Origin of the sequence: Mariluticola halotolerans (assembly GCF_021611515.1) — a bacterium.
Taxonomy (GTDB): domain Bacteria; phylum Pseudomonadota; class Alphaproteobacteria; order Rhizobiales; family Devosiaceae; genus Mariluticola; species Mariluticola halotolerans.
Genome location: NZ_CP090960.1, coordinates 1,922,210 through 1,934,343, shown reverse-complemented (window position 1 = coordinate 1,934,343; position 12,134 = coordinate 1,922,210). Strand labels below are relative to the sequence as shown.

10 protein-coding genes are annotated in these 12,134 nt (G+C 60.2%); 6 read left to right on the top strand and 4 right to left on the bottom strand.

The annotated features are described in order from the left end of the window. Window position 1: 1 nt before the first annotated feature. Window positions 2-1,816, top strand: coding sequence for a phosphogluconate dehydratase (gene edd, locus L1P08_RS09245; protein ID WP_303616738.1), 1,815 nt, complete (start codon window positions 2-4; stop codon window positions 1,814-1,816). A 9-nt stretch (window positions 1,817-1,825) separates the two neighbouring features. On the opposite strand, the gene L1P08_RS09240 is transcribed toward edd, so the two are convergent. The 3 genes from L1P08_RS09240 to L1P08_RS09230 are packed head-to-tail and all read right to left on the bottom strand — an operon-like array spanning window position 1,826 to window position 5,453. Then, the gene (locus L1P08_RS09240) at window positions 1,826-3,289 is read right to left on the bottom strand and encodes a coiled-coil domain-containing protein (protein WP_303616737.1); all 1,464 of its coding nucleotides are present in this window, start codon (window positions 3,287-3,289) and stop codon (window positions 1,826-1,828) included. Between the two features lies 1 nt (window position 3,290). Next, a complete protein-coding gene (locus L1P08_RS09235; RefSeq protein ID WP_303616736.1) occupies window positions 3,291-4,232 on the bottom strand; it encodes a DUF6384 family protein in 942 nt (313 codons plus the stop codon). 27 nt (window positions 4,233-4,259) lie between these two features. After that, window positions 4,260-5,453 (bottom strand): cell surface protein, encoded by a 1,194-nt coding sequence (locus tag L1P08_RS09230; RefSeq protein ID WP_303616735.1) that lies wholly within the window; start codon window positions 5,451-5,453, stop codon window positions 4,260-4,262. Window positions 5,454-5,576: 123 nt separating this feature from the next. Between L1P08_RS09230 and L1P08_RS09225 the strand changes: the two genes are divergently transcribed. Beyond that, window positions 5,577-6,053: an SRPBCC family protein gene (locus L1P08_RS09225; protein WP_303616734.1), complete on the top strand. Its 477-nt coding sequence runs from the start codon at window positions 5,577-5,579 to the stop codon at window positions 6,051-6,053. Between the two features lie 771 nt (window positions 6,054-6,824). Here the strand turns inward: L1P08_RS09225 and L1P08_RS09220 are convergent. Next, the gene (locus tag L1P08_RS09220; RefSeq protein WP_303616733.1) at window positions 6,825-7,016 is read right to left on the bottom strand and encodes a hypothetical protein; all 192 of its coding nucleotides are present in this window, start codon (window positions 7,014-7,016) and stop codon (window positions 6,825-6,827) included. Window positions 7,017-7,387: 371 nt separating this feature from the next. On the opposite strand from L1P08_RS09220, the gene L1P08_RS09215 reads away from it, so the two are divergent. The 4 genes from L1P08_RS09215 to L1P08_RS09200 all read left to right on the top strand — a co-directional run bounded on the left by L1P08_RS09215 (window position 7,388) and on the right by L1P08_RS09200 (window position 12,121). After that, a complete protein-coding gene (locus tag L1P08_RS09215; RefSeq protein WP_438268456.1) occupies window positions 7,388-8,608 on the top strand; it encodes an ABC transporter substrate-binding protein in 1,221 nt (406 codons plus the stop codon). A 9-nt stretch (window positions 8,609-8,617) separates the two neighbouring features. Further along, a complete protein-coding gene (locus tag L1P08_RS09210; RefSeq protein WP_303616731.1) occupies window positions 8,618-10,303 on the top strand; it encodes an ABC transporter permease in 1,686 nt (561 codons plus the stop codon). Next, window positions 10,300-10,944 (top strand): ATP-binding cassette domain-containing protein, encoded by a 645-nt coding sequence (locus tag L1P08_RS09205; protein WP_303616730.1) that lies wholly within the window; start codon window positions 10,300-10,302, stop codon window positions 10,942-10,944. The genes L1P08_RS09210 and L1P08_RS09205 overlap by 4 nt, the downstream gene beginning before the upstream one ends. A 151-nt stretch (window positions 10,945-11,095) precedes the next feature. After that, window positions 11,096-12,121, top strand: a complete 1,026-nt coding sequence (locus tag L1P08_RS09200; protein ID WP_303616729.1) for a BMP family lipoprotein — start codon at window positions 11,096-11,098, stop codon at window positions 12,119-12,121. Window positions 12,122-12,134 lie beyond the last annotated feature (13 nt).

Genomic DNA, 12,134 nt, shown 5'->3' with positions numbered 1-12,134 from the left:
GATGTCTGTTCACAAGACCATTCAGGCGGTGACCGACCGGATTGCGGCCCGCAGCGAGTTGACGCGCCGAGCCTATCTCGACCGTATTGACCATCAAAAATCCCAGGGCGTGCATCGCGGCACGTTGAGTTGCGGCAATCTCGCCCATGGCTTTGCTGCTTGTGCACCCGCTGACAAGGCGCAGCTTGCCGGCAACAAGGCGCTCAATCTGGGCATTGTCACCTCCTATAATGATATGCTGTCTGCTCACCAGCCCTATGCAACCTACCCTGATCTGATCAAGGCTGCGGTGCGCGAAATCGGTTCCACGGCACAAGTCGCCGGCGGCGTGCCCGCCATGTGCGATGGCGTGACCCAGGGGCAGCCAGGCATGGACCTGTCGCTGTTCTCGCGCGACGTGATCGCCATGGCCACTGCCATTGCCCTTAGCCACAACATGTTTGATGCTGCCGTTTATCTCGGCATTTGCGACAAGATCGTGCCGGGCCTGTTGATCGGTGCCTTGACCTTTGGTCATCTTCCCGGCGTTTTCATTCCCGCCGGGCCCATGCCCTCGGGCCTGCCTAATGATGAAAAGGCCCGTGTGCGCCAGTTGTTCATGGAAGGCAAGGTTGGGCGTCCGGAACTGCTAGAGGCAGAGAGCAAATCCTATCATTCGCCCGGCACCTGCACTTTTTATGGCACAGCCAATTCCAATCAGATGCTGATGGAAATCATGGGGCTGCATCTGCCCGGTGCCAGCTTCGTCAATCCCGGCACCCCGTTGCGCGATGCGCTGACGCGGGAGGCAGCCAAGCGCGTTCTCGCGTTGAGCGCTGAGGGGAATGATTATACCCCTGTGGGCCATATCATCGATGAAAAGGCGATTGTGAACGGCCTTGTCGGCCTGCACGCAACCGGTGGTTCCACCAATCACACCCTGCATCTGATCGCCATTGCCAATGCAGCCGGGTTGCAGGTGACCTGGGATGACATGTCCGATCTGTCCGATGCGGTGCCGCTTCTGGCGCGCGTCTACCCCAACGGTATTGCCGATGTGAACCATTTCCACGCCGCTGGCGGCATGGGTTTTCTGATCCGCGAACTGCTCTCCGGCGGCTTCCTGCATAACGACGTCAAAACCGTCTATGGCAAGGGGCTGGAATCCTATGCGGTCGAAGCCAAATATATTGACGAGAAACTGAGCTTTGAACCGGCGCCCGCAGAATCAGGATTGCCCAAAGTGCTGGCACCTGTCTCGGCACCTTTTGCCAAGAGCGGCGGGCTGAAATTGCTCAAAGGCAATCTTGGCAAATCGGTGATCAAGATTTCGGCGGTCAAGCCAGAACACCGTCTGGTTGAGGCGCCGGCACGCGTGTTCCATTCGCAGGCCGGTTTGCAGGAAGCCTTCAAGGCAGGCGAATTGACCGGAGATGTGATCGCTGTGGTCCGCTTTTCAGGCCCCAAGGCTATCGGCATGCCCGAATTGCATAAACTGACCCCGGCGCTCGGTATCCTGCAGGATCGCGGGCTCAAGGTTGCGCTGATCACCGATGGGCGGATGTCCGGGGCTTCGGGCAAGGTGCCTGCGGCCATTCACATGACCCCCGAGGCGATGGATGGGGGCCCGATCTCCAAGATCCGTGATGGCGACATCATCCGGCTCGACGCCGAAGCGGGGACCATCGACTTTGTCGGCAATGAGCGTGAATTCCTCTCACGGACCCCCGCAACAGAGGACTTGCGGCCCGAGCACGAGGGCATGGGACGCGAATTGTTTGCCGGCTTCCGGTCTCTGGTCGGCCCGGCCGATCGCGGCGCGAGCGTCTTTGGCTGACCTGAAGGTCTAGAACCCGCCGCCGGTCTTGAAGCCGCCCGATTTGCGGCTGCCGCGAGAGCCGGTGCGCGGGCGGGAAAAACCGCCCCCCGATGACGAGCCGCCTGTTGGCCAGGAAAACCCGCTGTCCCGGCGCCGCGTGCGCCCGGAGCGGGGCAGGCCGATGCCGCCACCCCAGTCGCTTGTGCCGGGACGCCAGCTTTGGCTTTTCTGCCATTGTTCCCAGTACACACTGGCGCTGAGCGCGCCGCGCAAAAATTCTCCCAACAGATCACCGGTAAGATCGTCCTCGCGAAATACCGAGCGGGGATCATCGAAATGGGATTTTTTGATCTCCCACTGAATGTCCTCGATCTCCCGGCGCCGTTCGGCAAATACCTTTAGCCGGGCGTTGTGATCGGCGGATTGGGCTTCTTCTTCGGCGATGCGGGCGCGCGTATCGTCGATTTTGGCAATGAGTGCATCATCCTGGCTGGTGCGGGTCAGGCGTGCATCAGCCAGAAGGGTCCGGATTTCCTGATGCGCCAGACTTTGCGTCAAAGCCCGCGTGGCCTCTTCAAAGGCAGGGTCACGGCCCTCGGCCAGATGCCGGAAAGCCCGGGCCTGCTCATCGCGCGCATCCTCGATTTCCGAAATCTCGGCGTCGAGCTTTTCGAGCCGCTTTTGCGCCGCCGCCAGCGCATCCCGCACCGGTTTGCCACCCGCCGCATCAACCGCTGCCAGCTCCAGCGCATCCACCTCTTCCTCGGCAGCCTGCGCATAGGCCATCTGACGTTCCGCATGCTCGCGCAGACGCAGGGGAATTTCGTTGAGCATGGCAAAATTCGGCCGTGCTTCGTGATAGCGCACCATGCGCGCAACAATGGAATCCAGCCAGCGCACCAGATTGTTGGCGCGGTAATTGCGGGTACCATAACCGGCCTCCCACAGATACATGAACAAGGGGTCCTCGCGATAGGGGCGGCCCTTTTGCTCGCGGTCTGCCTCGGCCAGCTCGGTCTTGGCCATGCTCTGGCTGGCGATCCGGTCCAGCTCATCGGCCTCAACCCGTTTGGCTTCATAGGTCGGATCCTTGGCAATCGCCTTGCCGATCCGGTCCGACAAAGCGCGCAATTCTTCCTGGGCGGCATCGATCTCGTCGAGGACCTTGCGCCGCGCCCGCACCTTGTCGGCAACCTGGGTATCGAATTTTTTCAAAGCCGCATCGGCATCGGCCAATGCATTTGCATGTGCCGCGATCATCTCGTGGGCGCGTTCTTCGGCCTGGATCAAGCGGCCGGACAATGCGGCGCGCACATCCGGCGTCATGCGAATTTCGGCAAGCTGGCGAAACAGTTCCGCCTCGGTTTCGCGCAGTTTGGCGATCCGCTCCGCGCCCCGCGCCAGCCGCCGGGAAATATCGTCTTCTTCGCTCCGGATATCCCTGATGGCGTCATCGAGCGATTTCAGGGCCTGGGGTCCGCTTATCGACATATCACCACCGTGTCACCGCGCCGCCAAGAACCGGAACGACATAATCGACCTCAATATAGCCATAGGGTTTGCGGCCAACGATATTGCGTTGAATAATGCCGTCGTCCCGTTTGTCACTGGCCACGGAATCATAAATGCCCTCAGGCACGCGCACGCCCCAGGTGGACACCACATCCGTCTCCCCGGTCTCTTCATTGAGAATGGGCAGCTCAAGCGGGTTGCCCTCCCGGTCGACGGCCTCGACCACGATATAGTAATTCGTCGCCTCGGTATTGATCTCGGGGAAGGTCCAGAACCCGGATTGCTGGTTTTCGCGATTGACGATCTGCAATGTGTAATCGGCCCGGATCGTGTCGCGCAAATCGGTGAGCGCGGCAATGGCCGCCTCTGCCCCGGAACGGTCACCCTCGCTGGCGGCGATCTTGCCCCGATCACGCATTTCCTCGGCGCGCCCGACAGCGGACTGCACCTTGGTTTCCTCGAAAATGGACTGGTAGAGCGCATCCATTTGCGCGGGCAGGGTCTCGGCGAGTTCCAGCCGGGCGGTTTCCACACTTGCCTGTTTCAGCGGCAGATAGGCAAACTGGTAGCCGGCAAACAAAACCGCAATTGCCAGCAATATGCTGCCAACCATCCGGCCCCAGCGCCCACGTGTAACATAGGCATGCGCCAGCGTGCGTTTGAGGCCGGGCTTGGGCGGGGTGTAGACAAAGCGGCTTTCCGCCAGCGCCGCCACGCCCTCTTTGAGGATGTGGTCGGGAACGGCAATGCCTTGTTGCTGATAGATGTCGCGCAGCTTGTCGATAAGCTGTTTCTCTTTGGAAACCGCATCAAGCTCACGTACCGCCAGATCCTGACGATGCCGCAGCGTATCCACCACGTCCATCGCCAGCATCACCTCGTCAAGAGGCAGCGTATTGTCTTTAGCCGGTGTCGTATTCATCACCAGACGCCTGCCGTGCCCCCGCGCCTAAACCTGATTGTTTCCATCCTCGAGCAGAAGAGCATTGCCCTCCGTTGCCAGCCGCGCCAGCCGGCGCTTGCCATCTTCCACCGCATCGCGGATTTCGGCTGAATTTTCAGTGGAGAGCTTGCGCATCTCGGTGATGATCGTTTGGGACTTTTCCTGGAAATTCACCACGGAATCGACCAGCTTCTTGACCGCGTCAGCCCGGATGGTCGGACCGTAGCCAGCCTTCACGGCAGCCTCGCCCACCTTGTCGCCAATCTCGGCAAGCGTTTCGAGCGATTTCGACATGCCCTCTTTCATCGCGTTCAGCGTTTCCGTTGATTCGTGCAGGCCGAACATGCCGGTGAATGAGGCCGACAATGCGGTCAGCACGGTTTCATTGGTCGAAAAGAACGAAATCGATTGCTGATAGACCCGCTCCTTGGCATTGGTCGTCTGCATCAGGCGGGCCATGATGACTTCCGAAGTATTGTAGGAAATCGTCAGGTTGTCGGAGAGATCCTTGGTGATCTGGTAGCGGCGTTCCTCGTTCTGCATTTCACGCAAACGCTCGTCGCGCGCCATTTCCAGCCGCGCCCGGTCTGCCGGGGTGCCGCCGGCAAAGCCGGAGACAGCGCTCGAGGCGGCCTCCAGGGCATCCTTGCGTTCCTGCAATTTGGCCGTCGCGATCTGCAAGACTTCGAGCGCCATGACTTCGGACTGCTTCAACGCCCCCCGGAAATCGCGATAGGCCTCGAGAATTTTGTGCTCGCGATCCACCTGGTCCTTGGTGTCGCGCGTCACTTCCAGATAGGTGCTGCGGATTTTGTCAAAGCGGTCGGCAATGTCGCCGCGGCTGACTTTCATCCAGACATTGGACGCGCGCTCCAAAAGGTCGAGCTTGCCATCGTCCAGCTGGTCGACCAGGCCCTTGGCATCATCGCGAATCGAATCGAAACCCTTGGTGATGTCTTCGTAGCGTGCACCGATATTCATCGCCGCAATCTGCTCGCGCACCACCTCGTTGAAAACGGAAGCCTGACTGAGCGTCCGGCCGATCAAAACCACGCGGGTCTCATCAAGGCCTGTGATCTCCTGCAACAGGCCGGTAATGGGCTGTTCTTCGGTTACCTCTGGCCAAAGGCCCATATCCCTGATCGAGGAAACCGCCCGATCAAGATATTGCAGGGGCTTGTCCATAAGTTCATTCGCCATGCCCGAAGATCCTCCGTAATAGAATGTTGGCCCCATTGATTCCGACTCTTGAGGCCGCTGACAATTGTAACTCGTCCCGATGACGACTATTTTCGTGCTATTGGTGCTAAAAAGACGCAGGTTGTGAGCGACAAAGTGGAATTTGGTGGACGATACTTGCTGACGGCACCGCGTCTGGCCGTTTGGGCCGCGCTGAACGATGCTGAAACCCTGCGCGCCGCCATTCCCGGTTGCAGTAAAATCTCATGGACATCCGATACCGAACTCGAAGCGATCATTACCGTTAATCTCGGCGTGGTCAAACCCACTTTCAAGGGCGATCTGGTACTCTCCGATATCGAGCCGGCGGTGAAATACACCCTTGCCGGCAAGGGGCGCGGCGGGCTTTTGGGGCTTGCCCATGGCACCGCCAATATTACCCTTGACGACCATGCCGATGGCACCCTTCTGGCCTTCACCGCCGATGGCGGCGCATCGGGGCAGATCATGCGGTTGGGCCGGGCCATTGTCGGCGCCAGTGCGCAAAAGATAATCGATCATTTCTTTGAGCGCTTCGGCGACGCCATGGGCACCAGTGTAACGCCCCTGCACGAAGATTAGGTTTTTTGCCCATCGCTCTGGATTGCCGCGCGGCTACGCCGCTCGCAATGACGGCTGAGGACGAAGGGTTTGCCGCTAACACCCACCTTCCTTTTTGCCCGGACTTGATCCGGGCATCCATGCGGTGTGGTTGGTGTCGTATGGACCCTCGGGTCAAGCCCGAGGGAGAAGGAAGGGGGAGGGGCCATTCGTGGTCCTATCTCCGATCGTCATACTCGGGCTTGACCCGAGTATCCATGCGATGGTGCAGCCCATCAGGTGGGCGTGGGGGAGTGATTTTGTTTGGTCGGTCCTTTGGTATTTGCTGATGGTTGGTCATGGGCCCTCGGGTCAGGCCCGAGGGTGACGATGTGGGGGGGGGGGTGAAAGATTCCCCTCAAATTCCACCCACCCCAAAACCCCCGTCAGGCCGAAAGACCCGACGGTGTCCATAAACAGGCGGCATGAGACGGTGCATGGCCCGTCTGAGAGTTAAAACAAATGAGACATACACCGTCTCATGCAACCGGGATTTTTGGCGTGGCCTGTACTCTTACTAGCGCTGGGGCCCATCCCCGCCGGGTTTCCCCGGTACACCTGCCAACGGGGGCAGGCTGGTCGCGGCACAGTTTTGGCCTTCCCTGAGGCGACCCCCAAGGAACCCGGTTCCCTTCCACCCCGGACGTTCGTCGCGCCGGCGCCGGTGATGTGAAAAGGTGGGGGAATGATAATGGAGGTTTGAGGGGCGTCGATAAGTTTTGTGGGGGGTGAGGGGGTCAGTGTTTGCCACACTCACGGCGTCATTCCCGTGAAAACGGGAATCCAGTGCACCGCGTCGGCGGTGCAAAAGGCAATTCCTGCGGGCAGGACTGCCCGCTGCTGGATCCCCGCCTGCGCGGGGATGACGATGGGGTGGTGCGGAAATTGTGCAATGTCTTTGGGGTGGTCCGGTGCCCGGACCGTCATAATACGGACCATCGCCATATATCCCCCAATCGTCATACTCGGGCTTGACCCGAGTACCCATGCGATGGTGCAGCGACCAAAGGTGGGTATGGGGGACACACGTTGTTGCATGAACCGCCCTTTTGTATTTGCTGGTGCTTGGTCATGGGCCCTCGGGTCAAGCCCGAGGGTGACGATCCTGGGGGAGGGGGACGATCGGGAGAGATGATAAGGCTGATTGATTGCGGGCGGCCTTTGCCCGTGACCGCAGGCCGTGATCCAGGCATAGTCTCCGTCAAGCACACATTGTATGCTGGCAAATCACCATAGCTTGATCTCAGTTGAATTGACGGCGATGCATGCCGAAGGGCATGGAAGGGCGACAAAACAATGAGGATGACCGCGATATGATCTCCCGTCTCTCCCTGAGCGTCCTGGCTGCTGGCCTTTGTGCATTGCCAATGGTCGGCCATGCCGCCGATCCTGATCCTGCCGACTGGCCGGCCGTTTTGGCAGAGGCAAAAGGGCAGACGGTTTATTTCAATGCCTGGGGCGGTGCTGAGGATATCAATGGTTATATCGCCTGGGCCGGCGCCGAGCTGCAAAGCCGCTATGGCGTCACCCTCAATCACGTCAAACTGGCCGATACCGCCGATGCGGTCAGCCGGGTGCTGGCGGAAAAGGCAACCGGGCGCATGGAAGGCGGCGCGGTTGATCTCATCTGGATCAATGGCGAGAATTTCGCCTCGATGAAACAGCAGGGCCTGTTGCTGCCCAATGCCTGGGCCGATCAATTGCCCAATTATGCCTTCGCCGATATTGAGGGCAAAGCGGTGCTGTCCTATGATTTTACCGTGCCGGTGGAGGGGCTCGAAAGCCCCTGGGGGACCGCCCAGCTGTCGTTTTATTATGACAGCGCGGAAATCGATAATCCGCCCACCAGCCTTGCAGCGCTGGCGGACTGGATCGCGGAAAATCCGGGCCGCTTCACCTATGCCGCGCCCCCCAATTTTATCGGCACGACCTTTATCAAGCAATTGGCCTTTGGTCTTTTGGAAGACCCCGAAGTGATGCGCCAGCCGGTTGATCCCGCAAAATTCGAGGCACAGACGGCCCCGCTCTGGGCCTGGCTCGACAAGGCCCATCCCGACATGTGGCGCTCAGGCCGGGTATTTGCCGCCGACATCACCCAGTTGCAAACCCTCTTGGCCGATAGCGAAATCAGCATCGCCATGACCTTTAATCCCGGCGGGGCCTCCTCGGCGATCCGCCAGGGCATTCTGCCCGAGACCGTGCGCTCTTTCGTGCTCGATTATGGCAGTATGGGCAATGCGCATTTCCTCGCCATTCCGTTCAACGCCAATGCCAAGGCCGGGGCCATGGTTGCCGCCAATTTCATGCTCTCGCCGGAAGCGCAGGCGAAAAAGGCGGATGAAACGGTATGGGGGGACCCAACCGTGCTCGCCTATGACAAGCTTGATGCGACAGGCAAGGCCTTGTTCGATAATCTGCAAAAAGGGCCTGCAACCCTTGGTGCCGCCGAACTGGGTTCAACGATCAACGAGCCGGATTCCAGCTGGGCTGAAATGCTGGAGGCCGAATGGGCCCGGCGTTACAGCACCGGCGGCTAGCGTCCTGTAGTGCTGCGGCTCGCGCCCTTTCTGGCGATCGGTATTCTGATCGGCCCGGTTCTCGCCGGGCTGATCTTCATTATCGGGCCCGCCTTCGGTTATGCGCCCCTGTTCGGGGCGCACGGCATCTCGGTCGATGCCTTTGCTAGCGCCTGGCTGAGCCCCGGCTTTCTGACCTCGGTCTGGCTGAGTTTCTGGATCGGCCCGGTCACAGCCCTGATCTCGCTGGCGCTGGTGGCCCTGTTCACCGCCGCCTTTTCCGGCACACGGTTCTTTACCTGGGCGCTGACCCTGATGAAGCCGGTGATTGCCATGCCCCATGCAGCGGCAGCCTTTGGCCTCGCCTTTCTCATTGCGCCATCCGGTTTCATGCTGCGTCTTCTCTCCCCGGAGCTGACCGGATTTTCCCGCCCGCCCGACTGGCTGGTGGTCAATGATCCCGCCGGGATCGCCTTGTTGTTCGGGCTGGTGGTCAAGGAAATCCCGTTTCTGTTTCTGGTTTTGATCGCCGCCCTGCCGCAAACCGACGAGCGCTATGCCCGCGTGGCGCGGGTTTTGGGGCGTGGTCAGGTCTGGGCCTGGCTGACATCGGTATTCCCCGGTGTTTATGCCCAGATCAGGCTGCCGGTTTATGCGGTTGTCGCCTTTGCGACTTCTGTTGTTGATGTCGCCCTTATTCTGGGGCCGGGCACGCCGCCCACGCTGTCGGTGCGCATCCTGCGCTGGATGAACGATCCCGACCTGGCCATGCGCATGACGGCCGCTGCTGCAGCCCTGATCCAGCTTGGGGTGACGCTGGCGGCACTGGGGGTTTGGTGGCTCGGGGAACATCTGCTCGCCCGCTTGGGCAAAGTGCTGGCGCTTGGCGGTCACCGGTTCTGCCATGATCTGCCCGTGCGCCTGTTCGCCGGGGCGGGCGTTGTGGGGGCGGCGCTTATGGTGCTGGCCGGGCTGGCCCTGATGGCGCTCTGGTCGATATCGGGCCTCTGGCGTTTTCCCGATGCCTTGCCGCAAAAACTCGATTTTGGCACCTGGATGCGCGAGGCCCACCAGATCGTCGATGTCGCGGGCCGCGCCATTGCCATCGCCATGCTGGCGTCCCTCAGCGCCGTGGCCCTGGTGCTGGCCTGTCTTGAAAACGAATACCGCAACCAGTTGCAGTTGTCGCGCTGGGCCCGGCTGACCCTTTATCTGCCGCTGCTGGTGCCCCAGATCGCCTTTTTGTTCGGCCTGTCGATCTGGTGGCTGATCTGCGGTTGGGACGGCACGATCTGGGCGGTCACTGCCGCGCATCTGGTATTTGTCCTGCCCTATGTCTATTTGCTGCTCGCCGATCCCTGGAACGCGTTCGATACGCGGTATCTGGCAGTGGCCCGGCTCCTGGGCAAAAGCGAAAACCGGGTGCTGCTGACCATTCGCCTGCCGGTTCTGCTGCGCCCGATCCTCACAGCTTTTGCGCTTGGCTTTGCCATTTCCATCGCCCAATATCTGCCCACCCTTCTGATCGGGGCGGGGCGGCAGCCGACCATCACCACCGAAGCGGTGGCGCTGGCCAGTGGGGGCAATCGCCGGCTGATCGGCGTTTATGCGCTGGTGCAGGCCTTGCTGCCCTTTGTTGTTTTTGCCCTGACCGCGCTGATCCCCACAATCCTGTGGCGCAACCGGCGCGCCCTGCAACCGGGATTTGTCCGATGAATATTACCCCGCCCGATCAGGGTCTCAAACTCGATACGGTGAAAATCAGCAAGGGTGACACCGAACTGATGGCAATCAGCGCCCATATCCGCCCCGGCGAGGTGCTGACATTGATGGGGCCGTCGGGATCGGGCAAATCCACCCTGATCAATGCGATCTCGGGCTTTTTGCCCAGGGTTTTTGCCTGCTCGGGCACGATTGCGCTGGATGGAACCAACATCACGCAATTGCCCCCCGAGCGGCGCCGGGTGGGGGTGCTGTTTCAGGACCCGCTTCTGTTCCCGCATTTCTCGGTGCTGGATAACATTATCTATGCCCTGCCACCGGGGGGCACCGGCGCGGCACGAGCGGCGCGGGCCAATGCGCTGCTAAAGGCGGTCAATCTGGAGGATTGCGGCAAGCGGGACCCCGCAACGCTCTCCGGCGGTCAGCAGGCACGCGTGGCGCTTGTCCGGGTAATCGCCGCCGAACCGCATGCGCTGTTGCTCGATGAGCCCTTTTCCAAGCTGGATGCACAATTACGCGGTTCGGTGCGGGAGCTGGTATTTGCCGAAGTGCGCCGCCGCAACCTGCCAGCGCTTCTGGTGACCCATGACGAAGAGGACGCCAGGGCGGCGGGCGGCAACATAATCGCGCTTTAATGCCGTTTTTTGACCAAACGTTCAAAAACTGACGTTTTTCCTCTTGCTTGTGAACCATTTGCACGTTTCAATTCAGGCTTATCGCGCTTGGGGTATGTCCCCGGTAACTTTTCGTTGCCACCTCGATGCGAATTCAGGGAGTAAACAAATAATGTCATCCAGAACCCTTACCAAACAGCTCGCAGCCCGCGCCGGAATTCTCGCCGGTGGCGTCGCGCTCAGCGCGCTGCTTGTCGGCACCGCTCTCGCCGAGCCGGCACTGATCTATGATGCGGCTGGCAAGAACGACAAGTCGTTCAACGAAATGGCCTATAACGGCGCGGAAATGTACAAGGCCGAAAGCGGCAATGATTATTCGGATCTTGAAATCTCCGAAGACAGCCAGCGCGAACAGGCCCTGCGCCGTTTCGCCAGCCGTGGCGCCACCCCGATCGTTGTGCCCGGTTTCACCTGGGAAGCACCGGTACAGGTTGTTGCCGCTGAATTCCCCGACACGCATTTCGCCATTATCGATGCTGTCGTGGATCTGCCCAATGTGCGCTCCATCCTGTTCAAGGAGCAGGAAGGCTCCTTCCTCGTGGGCGCATTGGCGGCCATGAAGTCTGAAACCGGCACGGTCGGTTTTGTCACCGCTTTTGATTTCCCGCTGCTGCAGGCTTTCGGTTGCGGTTATGTTCAGGGTGCGAAGGCCGTTAATCCGGACATCACTGTGCTGCAAAACTTCATCGGTACTGATTTCGCTGCCTTTAACGACAGCAATACCGCAAGCGAAGTCGCCATTTCCCAGATGGAACGTGGCGCTGACGTGATTTATGCGGCAGCTGGCGGCGCGGGCGAAGGTGCCCTTCAGGCGGTCAGCGATGCCGGTAAATTCGGCATTGGTGTCGACAGCAACCAGAACTACCTGTTCCCCGGCAATATGCTGACCTCCATGGTCAAGCGTGTTGACGTGGCCGTGGCCAATGCCTTTGCCGATGAAGAAGCCGGCAACTGGACATCAGGTGTGCAGATTCTGGGTCTGGCCGAGGGCGGCGTCAGCGCAGCCATCGACGATGACAACAAGGACCTGATCACCGCCGAAATGCAGGCCAAGGTCGACGAGCTGACCGCCAAGATCGGCTCCGGCGAAATCGTGGTGCATGATTACCGCGAAACCAACAGCTGCCCGGTCTCCTAAGGGTCCGGGGTTT